Origin of the sequence: Isoptericola sp. b515, from assembly GCF_030588125.1 — a bacterium.
Classification (GTDB): domain Bacteria; phylum Actinomycetota; class Actinomycetes; order Actinomycetales; family Cellulomonadaceae; genus Isoptericola; species Isoptericola sediminis.
This window is the reverse complement of record NZ_JAUQYR010000002.1, coordinates 449,852-468,212: the sequence shown is the minus strand read 5'-3', so window position 1 is coordinate 468,212 and position 18,361 is coordinate 449,852. Positions and strand designations below refer to the sequence as shown.

At 73.9% G+C, this 18,361-nt stretch carries 20 protein-coding genes and 2 tRNA genes; 13 read left to right on the top strand and 9 right to left on the bottom strand.

What is annotated here, in order from left to right; genetic code table 11:
• Positions 1 to 133: 133 nt before the first annotated feature.
• From Q6350_RS07890 to Q6350_RS07875, 4 genes are all read right to left on the bottom strand, one after another.
• Positions 134 to 847 carry an ATP-dependent Clp protease proteolytic subunit gene (locus Q6350_RS07890; protein ID WP_304603593.1) on the bottom strand — a complete coding sequence of 238 codons (714 nt, stop codon included), beginning with the start codon at positions 845 to 847 and terminating at the stop codon, positions 134 to 136.
• Positions 848 to 897: 50 nt separating this feature from the next.
• Entirely contained in the window at positions 898 to 1,518 is a 621-nt protein-coding gene (locus tag Q6350_RS07885; RefSeq protein WP_304603808.1) for an ATP-dependent Clp protease proteolytic subunit, read from the bottom strand.
• A gap of 201 nt (positions 1,519 to 1,719) precedes the next feature.
• Positions 1,720 to 3,135, bottom strand: a complete 1,416-nt coding sequence (tig, locus tag Q6350_RS07880; protein WP_304603592.1) for a trigger factor — start codon at positions 3,133 to 3,135, stop codon at positions 1,720 to 1,722.
• Positions 3,136 to 3,359: 224 nt separating this feature from the next.
• Entirely contained in the window at positions 3,360 to 3,785 is a 426-nt protein-coding gene (locus tag Q6350_RS07875; protein ID WP_304603591.1) for a DUF4190 domain-containing protein, read from the bottom strand.
• 64 nt (positions 3,786 to 3,849) lie between these two features.
• On the opposite strand from Q6350_RS07875, the gene Q6350_RS07870 reads away from it, so the two are divergent.
• The 5 genes from Q6350_RS07870 (at position 3,850) to Q6350_RS07850 (ending at position 8,420) form a co-directional block, all read left to right on the top strand.
• On the top strand, positions 3,850 to 4,308 hold the full coding sequence (locus tag Q6350_RS07870) for a YidH family protein (protein WP_369810834.1): 459 nt from the start codon (positions 3,850 to 3,852) through the stop codon (positions 4,306 to 4,308).
• Positions 4,305 to 4,655, top strand: a complete 351-nt coding sequence (locus Q6350_RS07865) for a DUF202 domain-containing protein (protein WP_304607308.1) — start codon at positions 4,305 to 4,307, stop codon at positions 4,653 to 4,655. The genes Q6350_RS07870 and Q6350_RS07865 overlap by 4 nt, the downstream gene beginning before the upstream one ends.
• 74 nt (positions 4,656 to 4,729) lie before the next feature.
• Positions 4,730 to 5,515 (top strand): methyltransferase domain-containing protein, encoded by a 786-nt coding sequence (locus tag Q6350_RS07860; RefSeq protein WP_305065898.1) that lies wholly within the window; start codon positions 4,730 to 4,732, stop codon positions 5,513 to 5,515.
• The gene (locus Q6350_RS07855) at positions 5,512 to 7,185 is read left to right on the top strand and encodes an FAD-dependent oxidoreductase (protein ID WP_304603588.1); all 1,674 of its coding nucleotides are present in this window, start codon (positions 5,512 to 5,514) and stop codon (positions 7,183 to 7,185) included. Before Q6350_RS07860 ends, Q6350_RS07855 begins: the two co-directional genes overlap by 4 nt.
• Positions 7,182 to 8,420, top strand: a complete 1,239-nt coding sequence (locus Q6350_RS07850) for a cytochrome P450 (RefSeq protein WP_305065897.1) — start codon at positions 7,182 to 7,184, stop codon at positions 8,418 to 8,420. Before Q6350_RS07855 ends, Q6350_RS07850 begins: the two co-directional genes overlap by 4 nt.
• Here Q6350_RS07850 and Q6350_RS07845 read toward each other — a convergent pair.
• Positions 8,363 to 8,773, bottom strand: coding sequence for a hypothetical protein (locus Q6350_RS07845; protein WP_304607304.1), 411 nt, complete (start codon positions 8,771 to 8,773; stop codon positions 8,363 to 8,365). The genes Q6350_RS07850 and Q6350_RS07845 overlap by 58 nt on opposite strands.
• Before the next feature lie 41 nt (positions 8,774 to 8,814).
• On the opposite strand from Q6350_RS07845, the gene Q6350_RS07840 reads away from it, so the two are divergent.
• Positions 8,815 to 9,942, top strand: coding sequence for a lycopene cyclase family protein (locus Q6350_RS07840; protein ID WP_305065896.1), 1,128 nt, complete (start codon positions 8,815 to 8,817; stop codon positions 9,940 to 9,942).
• 239 nt (positions 9,943 to 10,181) lie between these two features.
• Here the strand turns inward: Q6350_RS07840 and Q6350_RS07835 are convergent.
• Positions 10,182 to 10,258: transfer RNA gene (locus Q6350_RS07835), tRNA-Pro, on the bottom strand.
• A 161-nt stretch (positions 10,259 to 10,419) separates the two neighbouring features.
• Here Q6350_RS07835 and Q6350_RS07830 point away from each other — a divergent pair.
• The 5 genes from Q6350_RS07830 (at position 10,420) to Q6350_RS07810 (ending at position 14,123) form a co-directional block, all read left to right on the top strand.
• Positions 10,420 to 10,490: transfer RNA gene (locus tag Q6350_RS07830), tRNA-Gly, on the top strand.
• Between the two features lie 504 nt (positions 10,491 to 10,994).
• A complete protein-coding gene (cysK, locus tag Q6350_RS07825) occupies positions 10,995 to 11,927 on the top strand; it encodes a cysteine synthase A (RefSeq protein WP_171247605.1) in 933 nt (310 codons plus the stop codon).
• Positions 11,928 to 11,932: 5 nt separating this feature from the next.
• A complete protein-coding gene (cysE, locus tag Q6350_RS07820; protein WP_304603584.1) occupies positions 11,933 to 12,565 on the top strand; it encodes a serine O-acetyltransferase in 633 nt (210 codons plus the stop codon).
• Positions 12,566 to 12,756: 191 nt separating this feature from the next.
• A complete protein-coding gene (locus tag Q6350_RS07815) occupies positions 12,757 to 13,113 on the top strand; it encodes a GntR family transcriptional regulator (protein ID WP_304603583.1) in 357 nt (118 codons plus the stop codon).
• Entirely contained in the window at positions 13,110 to 14,123 is a 1,014-nt protein-coding gene (locus Q6350_RS07810; protein WP_304603582.1) for a DUF1648 domain-containing protein, read from the top strand. Before Q6350_RS07815 ends, Q6350_RS07810 begins: the two co-directional genes overlap by 4 nt.
• A 3-nt stretch (positions 14,124 to 14,126) precedes the next feature.
• On the opposite strand, the gene Q6350_RS07805 is transcribed toward Q6350_RS07810, so the two are convergent.
• The gene (locus Q6350_RS07805) at positions 14,127 to 14,516 is read right to left on the bottom strand and encodes an MmcQ/YjbR family DNA-binding protein (RefSeq protein WP_304603581.1); all 390 of its coding nucleotides are present in this window, start codon (positions 14,514 to 14,516) and stop codon (positions 14,127 to 14,129) included.
• A gap of 108 nt (positions 14,517 to 14,624) precedes the next feature.
• On the opposite strand from Q6350_RS07805, the gene Q6350_RS07800 reads away from it, so the two are divergent.
• The gene (locus Q6350_RS07800) at positions 14,625 to 15,656 is read left to right on the top strand and encodes an LLM class F420-dependent oxidoreductase (RefSeq protein WP_304607414.1); all 1,032 of its coding nucleotides are present in this window, start codon (positions 14,625 to 14,627) and stop codon (positions 15,654 to 15,656) included.
• A 1-nt stretch (position 15,657) separates the two neighbouring features.
• Here the strand turns inward: Q6350_RS07800 and Q6350_RS07795 are convergent, their stop codons facing one another.
• Entirely contained in the window at positions 15,658 to 15,987 is a 330-nt protein-coding gene (locus tag Q6350_RS07795; protein WP_304603580.1) for an MGMT family protein, read from the bottom strand.
• Between the two features lie 64 nt (positions 15,988 to 16,051).
• Here Q6350_RS07795 and eis point away from each other — a divergent pair, with 64 nt between their 5' ends.
• Entirely contained in the window at positions 16,052 to 17,359 is a 1,308-nt protein-coding gene (gene eis / locus Q6350_RS07790) for an enhanced intracellular survival protein Eis (RefSeq protein ID WP_305065895.1), read from the top strand.
• 9 nt (positions 17,360 to 17,368) lie between these two features.
• Here the strand turns inward: eis and Q6350_RS07785 are convergent, their stop codons facing one another.
• Positions 17,369 to 18,361, bottom strand: a complete 993-nt coding sequence (locus Q6350_RS07785; protein ID WP_305065894.1) for an Fpg/Nei family DNA glycosylase — start codon at positions 18,359 to 18,361, stop codon at positions 17,369 to 17,371.

The window sequence follows — 18,361 nt, the reverse complement described above, 5'->3', positions numbered from 1 at the left end:
TGCGCGTCTCCGACCATTCCACACCACCCGGGCCCGGTTGTCAGCCGAGAACTCCGGTGTGGCGCGACCCGGGTGCCGACACGACGGTCGGCACCCGGGTCGCGAGCGGTGTCGTCACCGGTGAACCGGCTGCTCAGACACCGAGCTGAGCGGGCTTGCGGGAGTCGAGGACCTGGTCCACCAGGCCGTACTCCTGGGCCTGGGCGGCGGTGAGGATCTTGTCGCGCTCGATGTCGTCGCGGATCTCCTGCACGGGCTTGCCCGTGTGGTGCGCCAACGCCTCCTCCAGCCACTCGCGCATCCGGATGAGCTCGTTGGCGTGGATCTCGATGTCGGACGCCTGGGCGTAACCGCCACCCTCCATCGCGGGCTGGTGGATCAGCACCCGGGCGTTGGGCAGCGCGAGACGCTTGCCCCGCTGCCCGGCGGCGAGCAGCACGGCCGCCGCCGAGGCCGCCTGCCCGAGGCAGACGGTCTGGATCTGGGGCTTGATGAACTGCATCGTGTCGTACAGGGCGGTCATCGCGGTGAAGGAGCCGCCCGGGGAGTTGATGTAGATCATCACGTCGCGGTCCGGGTCCTGGGACTCCAGGACGAGCAGCTGGGCCATGATGTCGTCGGCCGACGCGTCGTCGACCTGGACGCCCATGAAGATGATGCGGTCCTCGAACAGCTTGGTGTACGGGTCCTGGCGCTTGAAGCCGTACGGCGTGCGCTCCTCGAACTGCGGCAGGACGTACCGCGACGACGGGGCGCCGTGCGGCAGCGCGATCCCGCCCGGGCGGGCGGCGTCGCCGGCGAGACGCGCGGCCCGCTCGGCGAACTGGTACTCGGCGGAGTAGCTCATGGTTCTCCTCGGTGGGAAATCAGCTGGGGTCTCGGTCGACCGTGGTCGGGTCACTCGGCGGTCGTGCCGCCGCCCCCGGACACCGAGGAAGCGTTGGCGACGACGCGGTCCACGAAGCCGTACTCGAGCGCCTCGTCGGCCGTGAACCAGCTGTCGCGGTCGTTGTCCTTGAGGATCTTCTCGAGCGGCTGGCCGGTCTGCTCGGCCGTGAGCTCCGCGAGCACCTTCTTCATGTGCATGATCAGCTGGGCACCGATCCGCACGTCGGTCGCGGTGCCGCCGACGCCGCCGGAGGGCTGGTGCATCAGCACGCGGGCGTGCGGCGTGATGTAGCGCTTGCCCTTCGCGCCGGAGGACAGCAGGAACTGGCCCATCGAGGCAGCCATCCCCATCGCGACGGTGGCGACGTCGGGCTGGATGAACTGCATGGTGTCGTAGATCGCCATGCCGGCCGTGATCGAGCCGCCCGGGGAGTTGATGTAGAGGTAGATGTCCTTCTCGGGGTCCTCCGCCGCGAGCAGCATCATCTGGGCGCAGATGGCGTTCGCGTTGTCGTCGCGCACCTCCGAACCCAGCCAGATGATGCGCTCCTTGAGGAGCCGGTTGTAGATGGAGTCGTTGAGGCCGAAGCCCTGGCCCTCGGCGCGGGCCTGCGGTGCCACGTCACCCATCTGCAGCAAGTCGTTCACGTCCGTCTCCTTCGCTTCGCTGTCGCTCGACCCTAACGTGCACCGGGTGCCCGCAGAGTCCCGGGAAGCGCCGGTTTCGCTGCAGGCGCACAGGCGCCGGGGCCCTCCGGACGGCCCGGGGACGACGACGGCCCGCACCCTCCGCGCGGAAGGTACGGGCCGTCGTCGTGCGGTGCGGGACCGTCAGGCCTTGGTGGCCTCGTCCGCGGACTCGCCGGAGTCCGCCGAGTCGGGCGAGTCGGCCGACGCCGCGGAGTCGCCGGACTCCGCGTCAGCGATCTCGGACTGCGCCGCCTCGGTGGCTGCCGCAGCGGCCTCGTCGTCCTCCTCGGAACCGATGAACTCGGTCAGGTCGACGACGTTGCCCTCGGAGTCCTTGACCTCGATGTCGCGCAGCGCGACGGCGAGCGCCTTGGACCGGGCGACCTCGCCGACCATGGCCGGGATCTGACCGGACTGGTCGAGGGTCTGGATGAACTGCTGCGGCTCCATGCCGTACTGCTGCGAGGCCTGCACCAGGTACTCGATCAGCTCGCCCTGGCCCACCTGGACCTCGAGCTTCTCGGCCAGGGTGTCGAGCAGGATCTGGTTCTTGATCGCCTTGGTGGCGTCCTCGGTGACCTCGGCACGGTGCTCGTCGTCCTCGAGGCGACCCTCCTGCTCGAGGTGACGGTTCACCTCGGCCTCGACGACACCGGACGGCACCGGCACCTCGACGGCGTCCAGCAGCTTCTCGAGCAGGGCGTCGCGGGCGGCGACGGCCTGGTTGGAGGACTTGGACGACGCGACCTGCTCGCGCAGGTCCGCCTTGAGCTCCTCGAGGGTGTCGAACTCCGAGGCCATCTGGGCGAAGTCGTCGTCCGCCTCGGGCAGCTCGCGCTCCTTGACGGAGGTGGCGGTCACCGTGACGGTCGCCTCCTCGCCCTGGTGGTCGCCACCCGCGAGGTTGGTGGTGAAGGTGGTGGTCTCGTCGGCGGAGAGACCGGTGAGGGCCTCGTCCAGGCCGTCCAGCATGTTGCCGGCACCGATCTGGTAGGAGACGCCGGAGACCGAGTCGACCTCCTCGTCGCCGACGACGGCCTTGAGGTCGATGACGACGTAGTCGCCCTCGACGGCCGGACGGTCGACGCCCACGAGGGTGCCGAAGCGCTCGCGCAGCGAGTCGAGGCGCTCGGCCACGTCCTCGTCGGAGACCTCGGTGGAGTCGACGGTCAGCTCCATGGCGGACAGCTCGGGCAGCTCCAGCTCAGGACGGACCTCGACGTGGGCCACGAACTCGAGCTGGCCCTCGCCGGCCTTCTCGGGGATCCCGGTGACCTCGACCTCGGGCTGACCCAGCGGGCGCAGCTCCTCGGCGCTGACGGCGTCGCGGTAGAAACCGGAGAGGCCCTCGTTGACGGCGTGCTCGATGACGGCACCCCAGCCGACGCGCTGGTCGATGATGCGCGGGGGGACCTTGCCCTTGCGGAAGCCGGGGATGTTCACCTGCTCCGCGATGTGCTTGTAGGCGTGGTCGATGCTCGGCTTGAGCTCGTCGTACTCCACCTCGACGGTCAGCTTGACCTTGGTGGGCTCCAGGGTCTCGACGGCGCTCTTCACTTCGATGGTCTCCAACTGTCGGGTGCGTGCGCGCGCGTCGTGCCGGAGCGGGCCGGCGCGGTGTGCTGCGGCGCGGGGATGCTTGCGATGCTTGTCGAACGACGCCCGGAGGACGGGCGCACGGGCAACCCGACGATCATACGCCACGCGCCCCAGGGGACGACACCGCCCGTCCAGTGGCACACCCCACGGTGTGGCGCCCCGCCCCCCCCGGGAGACGGCCCTCAGAGGCCGACCGGCGCCAGGGCGACGGGGACGAGGAAGAGCATCATGAGACCGAGCGTCGCGACGCCGACCCACCCGAGCACGACGCCGGCGATCGCGATGCCACGGCCCTCCTGCGGGGCGTGCGGGGGCGCGTTGCTGATCTGTCTCAACGCCACGTGACCGAACACGACGGCCAGGACGCTGCCGACCCAGCCGAGCCACAGGATGCCCAGGACCAACGAGGCGACCGCCAGGCCGTTGGTGCGGCGCACCGGGTAGTGCCAGCCGGCGCCGGGATGGCCCGGCGCCGGACCGGCGGGGCTCGGGTACGACGGCGGTGCGGCGGGCGTGGCCGACGAGTGCGGCGGCACCGGCCGCGTCGGGCGCTGCTGCGGGTGCTCGCCGCCGTCGGGTGCGGCGTACGGGTCGTTCGGCACGGTCACGACGTCGACCCTAGCGGTCGCGACGGTCCAGCGGTGCGGCACCCCGCGCCGGTGGACCGTCCGGGTGCCACGATGGCCGGGCACGCCCGCTCCCGACCCGGAGGCCACGTCGACCATGCCGCACGAGAACACCTCGGACGAGCGCCGCGACGCCGGGCGTCCGCGCACCGAACGCTTCCCGCGGTGGGTCTACGCGCGGGGCGACGAGCCGGACGCGCGGTTCTCGCTGGCGAACGAACGGACCCTGCTGGCCTGGATCCGCACCTCGCTGGGCCTCATCGCGGCGGGAACGGCTCTGGAGGCCCTCGACCTGCCGATGGAGCCGCACCTGCGGCTCGCCGCGGCGGTGGTGCTGCTGCTCGCCGGTGTCGCCGTCCCCCTGGTGGCCGCTGTCGAGTGGGCACGCACCGAGCGGGCGATGCGCCTGAGCGCCGAGCTGCCCGGCGCGACGACCGGGTTCGTCCTCGTCGCGACGATGGCCGTCGTCGGCGTGCTCCTGCTGCTCGCGCTGCTCCTGCGATGAGCTCCCCCGCCGCGCAGGATCCGGCGGGGCCGGAGGTCCCGGGCCGCTGGGCCGAGCGCACGGCGCTCGCGTGGCGCCGGACCCTGATCTCCTTCGCCGCCGCCACCCTCGTGGCGATCCACGCCTTCCCCGCCGTCCAGGGCGCCGAGGCCCTGGCCGCGGCCGCCGTCGTCGCCCTCGTCCTGGTCACGCCGGGCTGGTGGTTCACCACCCGCCATGCGCGGCACACGCGGGCCGGTCTGCAGCAGGAGGTTCCCCGGCTGCGGCACGGCCGGCGGATCGTGACGGTCTGCGTCGCCACGAGCCTGCTCGCCCTGGGCGCGCTGCTGCTCGTCCTGCTCGCCTGAGGAGGTCGCGGACCGTGAACCGGACACGTCCGCAGGAGCCCGGACATCACGGACCGACGCCGTAGGCTGAGCCCGTGCTACGCAAACGCCCCGCCGCCGTAGGCCATGTCGAGACGCGCGGAGCGCAGCTCGCCGACGAGTTCGACCGCGCCGCCGACCGCTACGACCTGCTGACCCGGCTCAACCCGGGCTACCACGACGCCCTGCACGCCGCGGCGCGCGAGATGGTCTCGCTGCTGCCGCGGCGCTCCCGCGAGGAGCCGCTCGTGCTCTGGGACCTGGGGTGCGGTTCCGGGCTGTCGACGCGCGCCGTGCTCGACGCGGCCGGCGAGGACGCCCGCGTCGTCGGGCTGGACGCCTCCGCCGGGATGCTGAGCCGCGCCCGGGCCAAGGCCTGGCCGCAGGGTGTGCGGTTCGTGCAGGCGTTCGCCCAGGCCCTGCCCGAGGTGGCGAGCGACCACGGCCAGCGGGACGCGGACGGCGCGTTCGCCGCGTACCTCCTGCGCAACGTGCCCGAGGACCAGCGCGACGAGGTCGTGGCCGCGATCCACGACGAGGTGCGGCCCGGCGGCTGGGTCACGCTGCAGGACTACCACGTCAAGGGCGACCGCGTGGCCCAGGCCGTCTGGACCGCCGTCTGCTGGGCGCTCGTCATGCCCCTGGCCGTCGTCCTGCGCGGCAACCCGTCGATCTACCGCTACCTGTGGCGCAGCGTCGTCGACAACGACAGCACCGCCCAGCTCCAGGCCCGCCTCGAGCGGGCCGGCCTCACCGACATCCGCTGGCGCACCGGCACGGGATGGCAGCGGGGCATCCTGCACACCGTCCTGGCCCGCCGACCCGAGAAGGACCTGACATGACCCGCCCCGTCCCGCCCGGCCGCGACGGCGCGGCCGTCCTCCACCCGGCCGCACCCGGCGCCGAGCGCGTCGCCGACGACCAGCACGTCGTCGTCGTCGGGGGCGGCATCGCCGGCCTCGCCGCGGCCGCGATCCTGGCCGAGCGGGGTGCGCGGGTCACGCTGCTCGAGGCCTGCGACCAGCTCGGCGGCCGGGTCCGCGCGTGGCCCGTCCAGGAGCACGCCGAGGACCCGGAGGGGCCCGCGGACGGCGACGGCCGCACGATGAGCCGCGGCTTCCACGCCTTCTTCCGGCAGTACTACACGCTGCGCGCGCTGCTGCGCCGCTCCGACCCGGAGCTCGACCACCTGGTGCCCGTCGCGGACTACCCGCTGCGCCGCGGCGACGGCCTCACCGACAGCTTCGCGGCGCTGCCGCTGACGCCGCCGGTCAACCTCGCGGCCTTCGTCGTCCGGAGCCCCACCTTCCCCGTCTCGGCGCTGCCCAAGGTGCACCTGCCCAGCGCCGTCGAGCTCGTCTCGGTCTCCTACCCCGCGAGCCACGAGCGCTACGACGGCGAGTCCGCCCAGGACTTCCTCGACCGCCTGCGCTTCCCCGAGGGCGCACGGCACCTCGCCCTGGAGGTGTTCGCCCGGTCCTTCTTCGCCCATCCGACCGACTTCGGAGCCGGCGAGCTGGTGGGCATGTTCCACACCTACTTCGCGGGGTCGTCGGAGGGTCTGCTCTTCGACGTCCCGGACGACGACTACGACACCGCGTTGTGGGCCCCGCTCGGCCGCTACCTCGCCGGGCTGGGCGTCGACGTCCGCACCGGCACCCGCGCGGAGGCGCTGGCGCGGGCCGAGGACGGCACGTGGCACGTGCACGCCACCTCCGGGGACCTCACCGCGGACGCGGTCGTGGTCGCCACCGATCCGCGGGTGACCCGTGAGCTGCTGGCGCCGCTGGCCGACGAGGCGGACGGCGGCGCCGGGACCCCGGAGCGCCAGGACTGGCACCGCCGGGTGGCCGCGGGCCGCAACGCCCCGCCCTTCGCGGTGCTGCGGCTGTGGCTGGACGGCACGGTCGCGCCGGAGCGGGAGGCGTTCCTGGGCACCAGCGGCTACGACCTGCTCGACAACGTCACCGTCCTGGAGCGTTTCGAGCAGGGAGCGGCCGACTGGAGCCGTGAGCACGGGGGCTCGGTCGTGGAGCTGCACGGCTACGCCGTCGACCCCGAGCGGGATCCCGACCTGGCCGGCGACGGGCCGCGCGGGCTGGACACCGAGCGGCTGCGCACCCGGCTCCTCGACGCGCTGCACGAGGTCTACCCCGAGACGCGCACCCTGCAGGCGGTCCACGAGGAGCTGCTCGTCGAGGACGACTGCGGCCTGGTCGGCACGGGCCCGTGGCGCGACCGGCTGACCGTCGACACCCCGTACCCGGGCCTGGCCCTGGCCGGGGACGGCCTGCGCGTCGACTGGCCGATCGCCCTCATGGAACGCGCCGCCGTGACCGGTGTGCTCGCGGCCAACCACCTGCTGCAGGGCTGGGGCGTGCGGGGCGAGGACGTCTGGACCGTCCCGCTGCAGGGCGTGCTGCGGCGTCGACCGGACCTGTCGGCGGCGGGCGCTGCCGTGGCCCGCGCGGCACGGTCCGTGCGTGACCGCCTCCCCGTCGGGCGGCGATGACGGCGCGACGGCGGGCCGTGCGCCCGGACGAGCCGAGCTCACCCCGCGTGGAGCGGCAGGGCGCCGACGGCAGCCCCGGGGTGAGCACCGTGTGGCGTATCCGGTCGCTGGAGGCCGCCCGGCAGGTGCTGCGCGCCCGGCACGCCACGACCCAGGCCGGCTTCACCGCGGAGGCGATCCCCCAGGGCCGGCTCAAGCACCACCCGATCCTCGTCTCCGACGGGCCGCTGCACGACGAGCAGCGCCGCAAGGTCGCCCGCTTCTTCGCGCCCGTGGTCGTGGCCGAGCGCTACACCGCGCAGATGGAGGAGTGCGCCGACCGCCTGCTCGGGGAGACCAAGCCGGGCGGCCGCCTGGAGCTCGACGAGCTCGCGCTGCACTACACCGTCGAGGTCACCGCCGAGGTGGTGGGGCTGACCGAGTCGTCGGTGCCGCGCATGTCGCGCCGGCTGGTGAGCTTCTTCCGCCAGCCGCCCTTCGACATCACCCGCCGCGACCTGGGCCGCACCCGACGTCAGTGGATGCGGGCGGCGTTCAACGGGCTGCTGCCGATCGGGCGCTTCTTCCTGGCGGACGTGCGCCCGGCCATCCGGGAGCGCCGCCGGGAGCGCCGCGACGACATCATCAGCCACCTGGTCGACGAGGGCTACACCGACGTCGACATCCTCGTCGAGTGCGTCACCTACGGCACGGCCGGCATGGTGACCACGCGCGAGTTCGTGACGATGGCCGCCTGGCACCTGCTGCGCGACGACGCGCTGCGCGAGCGGTACGCGGTCGCCGGGCAGGAGGAGCGCTTCGCGATCCTGCACGAGATCATCCGGCTGGAGCCGGTCGTCGGGCACCTGTACCGGCGCGCGCAGGACCCGATCGGCGTCACCGACGGCGACGGCTCGTGGACGATCGAGGCCGGCGACCTCGTCGACGTGTGCGTCCGGTCCGCCAACGCCGACCCGCAGGCGCAGGCTCCGGACGAGGACGGCCTGGACCTGTGCCCGGGCCGCTCCCTGCCGCGCGGCGTCAACGCCGCGGGGCTCAGCTTCGGCGACGGCGCCCACAAGTGCCCGGGCCAGCCGCTGGCGATCCTGGAGTCCGACGTGCTGCTCACCCGGCTCCTGGCGCGCTCACCGCGTCTCGTGCGGGAGCCCGCGGTGGGCTGGGACGACCTCATCGAGGGTTACACGCTGCGGGGGCTGGAGCTGGAGCTGCCGGCCACCTCCTCCGGCAGCCGGTGACGGTAGGTCCACGACGTCAGGGCCGTCACGAGCACCGCGAGGAGCACGCCCGTGAAGATGTGCAGCGCCCGCAGGTCCCCGCCGAGCCGACCGAGGGTGAACTGCACGGTCACCAGCACCGCCACCGCCACGGCCAGCGCCACGTTGACCGGCCCCGCGGAACGCCGGAGCACGAGGTAGACCACGACGGCCAGCCAGGCGACCGCCAGGGTGACCCAGGCGCCCACCCGGTGCTGGTCGAGGTAGCCCGGCTCTCCGCCGAGGTAGGCCGAGGCCCAGCCGGCCTGCGCGATGACGCAGCTGATGAGCACGGTCGCGGCGCTGCGCAGCCAGATCAGGTGCGGGTGGGGCATGGCGATCTCCTGTCGACATAGGGTGTGGCCCGGAGGTGGACATGGCGGACGTGGCAGTGGTCGGGCTGGGCCCGGCAGGGCGTGCGCTCGCCTCGCGGTGCGCGGCCCACGGCCTGTCGGTGATCGCGGTCGACCCGCGGCCCACCGCGACGTGGACGCCGACGTACGGCCTCTGGGCCGACGAGCTCGGCGACCTGCCCTCCTCCGTGGTGCGCGCACGCGCGGAGAACCCCGAGCTGAGGGCCCTCGGCGTGCACCCGCTCGAGCGCGCCTACCTCGTCCTCGACAACGCGGCGCTGCAGACGGCCCTGCCCCTGGACGGCGTCGAGGTGCGCGCCGGACGACTCGACGACGCGCAGGTCGGCGCCCTGCGCGCCGAGGCCGCGGTGGTCGTCGACGCGCGCGGCGCACGACCCGCGGGCCTGCGCCCCGACGACCCGGCGCCGATGCAGACCGCCTACGGCGTCGTCGTGCCGGGCGAGGCTGCCGAGCCGGCCCTCCAGGGTGCCGAGTCGCTGCTGATGGACTGGCGCACCGACTGGTCGGCGCAGGAGCGACCGACCGCCACCCCGACCTTCCTCTACGCCATCCCGGTGGGTGCCGGCCGGATGCTGCTCGAGGAGACCTGCCTGGCCGCCGCGCCGGGCCTTCCCGTCGCCGAGCTGCGGACGCGGCTCCGACGGCGCCTGCTGGCCCGCGGTGTCGACCCGGCCGTCGTGGAGGACCCGCTCGACCGGGAGGTCGTGCGCATCCCCATGCGCGGCCGCGACGCTCCCCCACCGCCGGGGGTCCTGGCGGTCGGCACCGCGGGACGCGGCGGGCACCGCATCACCGGCTACTCCGTGGCGCACTCGCTGCGTCGCGCCGACGAGCTCGCGCGGGCCCTCGTACAGGGGGACGTGCCGGACGACGCCGACCCGATGGACGCCGCCGAACGCCTCCGGGAGGTCGGCCTGAACGCACTGCTGCGGCTGAGTACGCGGGGCACGTTGGAACTCTTCGAGGGCTTCGGCCGCCTCCCCGCCTCTCGGCGTCGCGAGCTCCTCGCCCGCGGCTCCGGAGCGGGCGAGCTGGCGCGCACCATGTGGGGGATGTTCACGCACATGCCGTGGGCCGCCAGAGGTGAGCTGGTCCGCGCTTCGCTGGGCACCACGCGGCCGCGCGGCTGACCCACGCTCCGTCGCGTACGTCGTCGCCGCGTCGCCGATGCCGAGGACCTCGTCGGCTGCGTCCACACCCCGCTCCTCGCTCTCGGGCCCAGCCTTGCACACGGCCGTCCCGGAACGCGGCACGGGTCGCGGCGGTGCCACGATCTGCCGAGCATGCACCCGACCTGGTCTCGATGCCCGCGGAGACGCGTGAAGGGCCGCCGGCCCTGCACGACGCAGGTCGACGGCCCTTCGCTGTCTGGTCGGGGTGACAGGATTTGAACCTGCGACCCTCTGCTCCCAAAGCAGATGCGCTACCAAGCTGCGCCACACCCCGTGGTACCCGTCCGCCCGGAGACGGCGGGTCCGGTGGGCCAGTGTAGTGCGCGGCGGCGGAGCACTCGCCGTCGTGCCGCGTGCGGAGGCACGGGTGCGACTTTGCTAGGCTGGCGCCCGCCGTCCGACGGGTTCGCCCTCGCGACCTGCTGTCGGACCGGTGCGGGCGTAGCTCAATGGTAGAGCCTCAGTCTTCCAAACTGATTACGCGGGTTCGATTCCCGTCGCCCGCTCGCTGGAGTCGGAACGGCCCCGGTCATCGCGGTGACCGGGGCCGTTCTGCGTCCAGGCAGCCTCCACGCGCGCGTGGGCGGACGTCGCCGGGTGCCGCTGGAACCCATCGAACCGCTCGATATGTGAGCGTGATCTTGTCGATCGGACCGCAGATGGTTAGGCTCGTCACTGCGGGACGTCCGACGCCCGCCGGAGCACTGCGCCACCGCACACCGCGCACCAGGAGGAGGGACGCACGATGATCATCGCACCCTCCCCCGTCTCCGGCCCCGACACCTCCGCCGCCGCTCTGCCCGAGCGGCGGCCGACGTGCGTCGGCCCCGCCGCCTGCTGCTGTCGGTAGAGCGTCCGCCTCACGCCTGACCCCCCGGGGTCGTGGCGACCGCGCGACGCTCGCAGCCTGCTGGCCCCTGGACACCCGGGACGGCCCCGGCCGACGAGAACCTGCCGTCGGCGACCGGACACGACCACCGCATCACCCGACAAGTGAGGAACCTCCACCCATGACCATCTACGAGGACGCGACGAAGCTCATCGGCCGGACCCCGCTGGTGCGGATCAACCGCCTCACCGAGGGCGCCGGGGCGACCGTCGCCGCCAAGCTCGAGTTCTACAACCCGGCCAGCTCGGTCAAGGACCGCATCGGCGTCTCGATCATCGACGCGGCCGAGGCCTCCGGCGAGCTCCAGCCCGGCGGGACGATCGTCGAGGGCACCTCCGGCAACACCGGCATCGCCCTCGCCTTCGTCGGCGCCGCCCGCGGCTACCACGTCGTGCTGGCGATGCCCGAGACCATGTCCAAGGAGCGCCGCGCGCTGCTGCGCGCCTACGGCGCCGAGCTCGTCCTGACCCCCGGCTCGGAGGGCATGAAGGGCGCCGTCGCGGCGGCGGAGAAGATCGCGGCGGAGCGCCCCGGCGCGGTCCTGGCCCGGCAGTTCTCCAACGAGGCCAACCCGAAGATCCACCGGGAGACCACGGCCGAGGAGATCTGGGCCGACACGGACGGCGAGGTCGACATCGTCGTGGCCGGCATCGGCACGGGCGGCACCATCACGGGTGTCGGCCAGGTCCTCAAGGAGCGCAAGCCCGAGGTCCAGATCATCGCGGTCGAGCCCGAGGAGTCCCCCATCCTCAACGGCGGCGCCCCCGGCCCGCACAAGATCCAGGGCATCGGCGCGAACTTCGTCCCGGAGATCCTCGACACGGAGATCTACGACGAGGTCATCGACGTCAACGCCGAGACGGCCGTCGAGTGGGCGCAGCGCGCCGCCCGCGAGGAGGGGCTGCTCGTCGGCATCTCCTCCGGTGCGGCCCTGGCCGCCGCCGCCCAGGTCGCGAAGCGCCCGGAGAACGCCGGCAAGACGATCGTCGTCATCATCCCGAGCTTCGGCGAGCGCTACCTGTCCACCGTGCTGTTCGCGGACCTGCTGGACTGATCCCCATGTCCGACTCCCCGGCGCGCGCGTTCCTCCGCCTCCTCCGCGAGGACGCGGAGGTCGCGCGCGCCCAGGACCCGGCGGCGGACTCCCTCGTCTCGGTGATGCTGACGTACCCGGGCGTGCACGCCGTGTGGCACTACCGGATCGCCCACGTGATGTGGCAGTCGCCCGGCCTACGCATGCCGGCGCGCCTGCTGTCCCTCGCCTCCCGGCTGTTCACCGGTGTCGAGATCCATCCGGCGGCCCGGATCGGGCGGCGGCTGTTCATCGACCACGGCATGGGCGTGGTCATCGGCTCCACGGCCGAGGTCGGCGACGACTGCCTCCTCTTCCACGGGGTGACCCTCGGCGGGCGCACCATGAATCCCGGCAAGCGGCACCCCACGCTCGGCGACCGGGTCATGGTGGGATCGGGCGCGAAGGTGCTCGGGCCTCTGTGGATCGGCGACGACGCGAAGATCGGCGCCAACGCCGTGGTCACCAAGGACGTCCCGCGCGGTGCCGTGGCCGTGGGCGTGCCCGCCCGCAACAAGGTCCCGGCCCCGCCGGTGCCCGACACGTCCTCGAACGGCGAGTCCCGCAGCGCGCCGCGAGTGATCGAGGACCCGTCCCAGCTCATCGAGTACGTCATCTGATTGCGATTCGGCAACGGGACTTGAACGTCTGTGGCCCGTGCCACTAAGAAGGATAGTGGTGCGGCGCAATGGCGCGTTGCACCACTTACCTGTCTGACGCCCCATCGAGGCATCGGCCCCCTCCTGACGTCAAGAAGACGTCACGTGGACATCGTTTGTTCTAGTTGTCATAGAACTAGTATGCTCGTGCCGTGCTCTGGACCATCGACACGGGAAGCGACGAACCGCTGTACGCCCAGCTCGTCGCGCAGACCCATCTCGCCGTCGCACGGGGCGATCTCGCGCCCGGTGACCGACTGCCCGCCGCCCGTGAGCTCGCCACGTCGCTCGAGCTGAACGTGCACACGGTGCTGCGCGCCTACCAGCAGCTGCGGGACGAGGGACTCGTCGACCTCCGGCGCTCCCGCGGCGCGGTGATCACCGCCGCCGCCGCGAGGGACCTGACCGCCGTCGAGGACGCCCTGCGCACGTTCGTCGCGGCCGCCCGCGAGGCGCGCCTCTCCCCCGAAGCCACCACCACCCTCCTCCAGGAAGAGCTGAAGCGATGACCACGCCCCTCGACACGGTCCGCACCGACTGGCACCGACGCGCACGCCGCTCGACCCTCTGGTCCTCCGTGGCCGGGCTGGGGCTGACCCTCGCGGCAGCGGCCGTCGTGCGGAGCTGGCGGGACGACCTGCCCGCCCGGGTCGCCACCCACTGGGGCCCTGACGGCACCGCGGACGCCACGATGACGGTCACCGGACTCGTGACGGCCGTGCTCGCGCTCACCGTCGGGCTCCTCGCCCTGTTCGCCGTCGTCGGTCTGGTCTGGGGCAGCAGCGCCTCGACCCGCCGGATGGCGGCCGGTTCCGCCGTCTGGTCCGGGGGTCTCGGCGCCACCCTGCTGCTGGTCGGCGCCGGCGCCCAGCGCGGGCTCGACGACGCCTCGTCGGCGACCCTGTCGGGCTGGGCGGTGGCGGCGACGATCCTGTTGCCGCTGGTGCCGGCCGTCGTCGCCGCCCTGGTCGTCCCGGGCGACGCCCGGCAGCCCGCCGACGGCCCCGTCCCGCCGGAGGCGGCACGCACGCACCTGCGCGCGGACGAGCGGGCCGTGTGGCTGCGGACCGCGCAGGGCGGCACGGGCCTGGCGGTCGGCGCGGCCGCCGTCGTCGTCACGACCGTGCTCGCGGTGCTGACGCGCCAGTGGCCGTTGCTGCTCGTCCCGGCCGTGCTGACCCTGCTGTTCGCCGCGATGTTCGCGTTCCGGGTGCGCGTCGACGCCACCGGCCTCACCGCGCGCTCCGTCCTCGGGTGGCCGGGGACCCACGTCCCGGCGGACGAGGTCGTGGCGGCCTCGGTCGTCCACGTCGACCCCTTCCGCGAGTTCGGGGGCTGGGGCTGGCGCGTCGGGTTCCGGGGCGGACGGATCGGGATCGTGCTGCGCGCCGGTGAGGCCCTGCTGGTGGAGCGCACCGGGGAGCGGTCTCTCGTCGTCACCGTCGACGACGCGGCCACGGGCGCCGCGCTGCTCAACACCGTGGCCGACCGGTCCCGCGAGAACCGCACGCCCCACTGACGGTCAGCGATCAGGGCGGTACCGGGCGACCGTCGAGCGCGGGGCCCGGGCCGCCCACGCGTCCTCGACCGTCTCGGCGAGCACGTCGTCGTCCACCGCCTCCAGACGCACGAGCACCGCGGCGTGCCCCTCGAAGTGCGGGATGGTGAAGTGCGACCCGGGATGCTCCGCCAGGACGGCTTGCTTCTCGCCCAGGTCCTCGACGGCGGCCGCGAGGATCGGACCGGCGGGCACCGGATCGTCGCCGAACCGGCGCAGGTCCGCCTTCCGGAACGGTCGCTCCCAGACGAACTGGCGGCCCTCGACCTTCCACACCCGCCACCCGCGCGAGGTGACCTCGGTGGTGCCCGGCAGGTCGAGCGCCGTGCGCGCCACGTCGTCGAGGGTCGCCATCACTCCAGGGTGCGAGGCGCGGGCCGCACGCGCACCTCGGCTACAGTGACTTGTCCGAGACCGCACGTCCCGGATAACACCGACTCGACGAGGAGCCCCATGACCACCCTGCGCATCGGCATCCAGACCGGCTACTGGTCCCGCAAGCCGCCGGCGGGCATCGTCGAGGCCCTGCAGCAGGCGGAGGCCGCCGGTCTGGACTCCGTGTGGACCGCCGAGGCCTACGGCTCCGACGCGTTCACCCCGCTGGCGTGGTGGGGGTCGCACACCTCGCGGCTGCGGCTCGGCACCGGCATCGCGCAGATGGCCGCCCGCACGCCCACCGCCACCGCGATGCAGGCGATCACGCTCGACCACCTCTCCGGCGGGCGCTTCGTGCTCGGTCTCGGCGCCTCGGGTCCCCAGGTCGTCGAGGGCTGGTACGGCCAGCCCTACAAGCGGCCGCTCGCCCGCACCCGCGAGTACGTCGACATCGTGCGCGAGGTGATCGCCCGCGAGCGCCCCGTCGCGTACGACGGGGAGTTCTTCACGCTGCCGGTCGGCGAGGACACGCCCGGCGCGACCGGGCTCGGCAAGGCGCTCAAGCCGACCGTGCACCCGCTGCGGTCCGAGATCCCCATCCTGCTGGCCGCGCAGGGGCCCAAGAACGTCGCCCTCGCGGCCGAGATCGCCGACGGCTGGATGGCGGGCTTCTACGCCCCGAGCGCGGACGCCGAGCACCGCGAGCTCCTCGAGGCCGGGTTCGCCCGCCGCGCCGAGGAGCGGTCCCGGCCCGAGGACTTCGAGGTCGCGGCCACCATCCCGGTCGTGGTCCGCGACGACGTCGAGGCCGCGGCCGACCTCGTGCGCCCGCACATCGCCCTGTACGCCGGCGGCATGGGTGCCAAGGGCGCCAACTTCCACAAGGCGTCACTGGACCGGCTCGGGTACGGCGAGGTCACCGACGAGGTGCAGCGGCTGTACCTGGAGGGCCGCAAGGAGGACGCGGCCCGGGCGGTACCCACGGAGATGGTCGAGGAGGTCGCCCTGGTCGGGCCGCCGGCCAAGGTCCGCGCGGACCTCGCCCGCTGGGAGCAGACGGCGCTGACGACGCTGCTGGTCCAGGGCGACCCGGCGTCCGTGGCGGTCCTGCTCGGCTGACTCAGGGCAGCCAGACGGCGCGGCGCAGGTCCACCCGGCGTCCGTCGCGGGTCATCGGGCAGCCCTCGGCGCGCAGCTCGGTCAGGGCCTCGTCGAGGTGGTGGGCCGGCGGCGAACCCGCCGCGTTGACCACCCGCCACCACGGCAGGCCCCCACCGGCCCGCGCCATGACCTGACCCACCTGTCGCGGCCCGCCCCGGCCGAGGACCTCGGCGACCGCCTCGGCGACGAGCCCGTAGGTCGTGGCGCGGCCGGGCGGGACCCGCTCCACGACCGCGAGCACCTCGGCGAGGTACTCGTCGGCGGAGCTCGGTCCGGTCGCGGTGGCCATGGCGCGAGGCTACCGGCGGGGATATCCCCTGGCGTGCCCCGGAGGGTCGGGCGAGGATCGAGCCATGCGCCTGGACACCCCCCTCCCGGACGGCTACCGCTTCCGGCCGCTCACCGCCGACGACCACCACGACGTGCTCGACCTCGACGCGTGGGCCTTCCCGGTCCCGGTCGAGACCGAGGAGATGGCGAAGATGCCCTCGCCGCTGACCTGGGAACGCGCCGTCGGCGTGCAGGTCGACGGGGACACCCCGGACGGCTCCCCGCTGGCGGCGATGCACGCCTCCTACCCGTTCACGCAGTTCCCGGTGCCGGGTGGCACCCTGCCGACCGCCGGGCTGACCTGGGTCGGCGTCCACCCGCAGCACCGACGGCGGGGTCTCGCCTCGGCGATGATCGACCTCCACCTGGCCCGGTGCCGCGAGCGCGGGGAGCCGCTGTCGGCCCTGTACGCGGCGGAGTACGCGATCTACGGACGCTTCGGCTACGGGCGGGCCGCCGACGACGTGCGGGTGACCCTCCCCCGTGGGGCGGCGCTGCGGGACGTCCCCGGCGCGTCCGAGCACACCGTGCGCATCGAGCACGCCGACGCCGAGCGCCACCGGGACCTGGTGCTCGGCATCCACCGTGCCGCCGGGCAGGACGTGGGCGGGCTCGGGCTGAACCGGCCGGGCTGGGCCGGCCCGGAGACCGCGGAGCTGCAGGCGCACCGCTGGTACGACCCGGCCGCCTTCCGCCAGGGCTTCGAGTCCCGCCGGCTGGTCGTCGTCGAGCGCGACGGCGAACCCCGCGGCTACGCCCTGCTGCGGCGCAAGCTCGACTGGGACGTGACCGGACCCCGCGGCACCGTGAACGTGGCGGAGGCCGTCGCGCTGGACACCGCCTCCTCGCGCGCGCTGTGGGGCGTGCTCGTGGACCTGGACCTCATGAGCGAGACCAAGCCGTTCCTCGTCGCCCCCGACGACCCGCTGCTCAGCCTGCTCGTCGACCGTCGCGGCGCCGACCTGCGGATCTCGGACAACGTGTGGGTGCGGGTCGTCGACGTCCCGACGGCGCTGGCCGGCCGCCGGTACGCGGCCGACCTCGACGTCACCCTGGCCGTCACCGACACCCGCCTGCCGGACAACGAGGGCGTCTGGCACCTGCGGGCCGAGGCCTTCGGCCCGGCGTCCTGCACCGCGTCGGAGACCGCTGCCGAGGAGGCCGACCTGGCACTGGACATCCGGGAGCTCGGCGCCGCCTACCTGGGCGGCACGGCGTTGACGGCGCTGGCGGCCGCCGGGCTGGTCACGGAGCAGACCCCCGAGTCCCTGGCGCGGGCGTCGACCGCGTTCGGGTGGCCGGTCGCGCCGATGTGCTCCTGGGTGTTCTGACCGGACCGCTCAGGCCTGGCAGACGCCGCACCAGTACAGGGTGCGGCCGCCCAGCTCCTTGAGCAGCACCGGCGTCGCGCAGACCCGGCACGGCAACCCGTCGCGGTGGTAGACGTAGAACGCCTGCTCGGCAGGCACCGCGTCCGGGTCGTCGTCGGTGTTCTGCCGGGTCCGTCCCCGCCCTCCCGCCCCGGGCGGCGGATGCGCGCCGGTGTCCCGGTCCCCGGGACGCGTCGTGACGATCCGTCCGGTGCCGGCGCCGTCGCGCATCAGCACCACGAGGTCGTCCCAGATCGCGGCGAGCGTGTCCGCCGGGACCTCGCGGCCCGGCCGCAGCGGGTCGAGGCCGGCCCGGAAGAGCGCCTCGGCCCGGTAGATGTTGCCGACGCCGGCGATCACCGCCTGGTCCATGAGCTGCTGGCCGACCGTGACGCGCGAGCGCCGGACCCGGGCGACGAACGCCTCGCGGGCGGCCTCGGCGGACGCCCGGCCGCCGTCGGACCGGATCGGGTCCGGCCCCAGACGCGCCACGACGTCGTCCTTCTCCGCCGCGGTGAGCACCTCGCAGGCGGTCGGGCCGGTCAGGTCCGCCACCGCGTGCGCACCCAGCAGGCGCACCCGGACCGCACCCCGGGGCGCGGGCGGGGTCCACTCCCCCGCGGACGTCCGGTCGGGCGACCCCGCGGGGGTGCTGTCCCGCTCGCCGATCCGCCGGCGGGGCGCCCCGATGGCGTGCACGACGTCGGCGCTGCCGTCCCCGGCGAACGTCCAGGCGCCGTAGAGGCCGAGGTGGACCCGGAGCCAGCGGTCGTCCCCGGCCCCGGCGTCGAAGCGACAGAACAGCTGCTTGCCCCACGCCTCGGCCCCCGCGAACGGCACGCCGTCGAGCAGCGCGGCGCCCGCGTCGAACCGCCCCTGCGGGCTGCTGACGGCGACCCGCTGCCCGGCGAAGAGCTCGTCGAGCGTCCGGGCCAACCGATGGACGGTGTGCCCCTCGGGCAC

What these genes read in the sequence shown, in the direction of transcription:
- Q6350_RS07885 (WP_304603808.1), bottom strand. Translation starts at nt 1,518, where the DNA reads ATGGGTGACGTGGCACCGCAGGCCCGCGCCGAGGGCCAGGGCTTCGGC.
- Q6350_RS07890 (WP_304603593.1), bottom strand. Translation starts at nt 847, where the DNA reads ATGAGCTACTCCGCCGAGTACCAGTTCGCCGAGCGGGCCGCGCGTCTC.
- Q6350_RS07795 (WP_304603580.1), bottom strand. Translation starts at nt 15,987, where the DNA reads ATGGCCACCGCGACCGGACCGAGCTCCGCCGACGAGTACCTCGCCGAG.
- Q6350_RS07845 (WP_304607304.1), bottom strand. Translation starts at nt 8,773, where the DNA reads ATGCCCCACCCGCACCTGATCTGGCTGCGCAGCGCCGCGACCGTGCTC.
- eis (WP_305065895.1), top strand. Translation starts at nt 16,052, where the DNA reads ATGCGCCTGGACACCCCCCTCCCGGACGGCTACCGCTTCCGGCCGCTC.
- cysK (WP_171247605.1), top strand. Translation starts at nt 10,995, where the DNA reads ATGACCATCTACGAGGACGCGACGAAGCTCATCGGCCGGACCCCGCTG.
- Q6350_RS07865 (WP_304607308.1), top strand. Translation starts at nt 4,305, where the DNA reads ATGAGCTCCCCCGCCGCGCAGGATCCGGCGGGGCCGGAGGTCCCGGGC.
- Q6350_RS07810 (WP_304603582.1), top strand. Translation starts at nt 13,110, where the DNA reads ATGACCACGCCCCTCGACACGGTCCGCACCGACTGGCACCGACGCGCA.
- Q6350_RS07805 (WP_304603581.1), bottom strand. Translation starts at nt 14,516, where the DNA reads ATGGCGACCCTCGACGACGTGGCGCGCACGGCGCTCGACCTGCCGGGC.
- Q6350_RS07840 (WP_305065896.1), top strand. Translation starts at nt 8,815, where the DNA reads ATGGCGGACGTGGCAGTGGTCGGGCTGGGCCCGGCAGGGCGTGCGCTC.
- cysE (WP_304603584.1), top strand. Translation starts at nt 11,933, where the DNA reads ATGTCCGACTCCCCGGCGCGCGCGTTCCTCCGCCTCCTCCGCGAGGAC.
- Q6350_RS07850 (WP_305065897.1), top strand. Translation starts at nt 7,182, where the DNA reads ATGACGGCGCGACGGCGGGCCGTGCGCCCGGACGAGCCGAGCTCACCC.
- Q6350_RS07855 (WP_304603588.1), top strand. Translation starts at nt 5,512, where the DNA reads ATGACCCGCCCCGTCCCGCCCGGCCGCGACGGCGCGGCCGTCCTCCAC.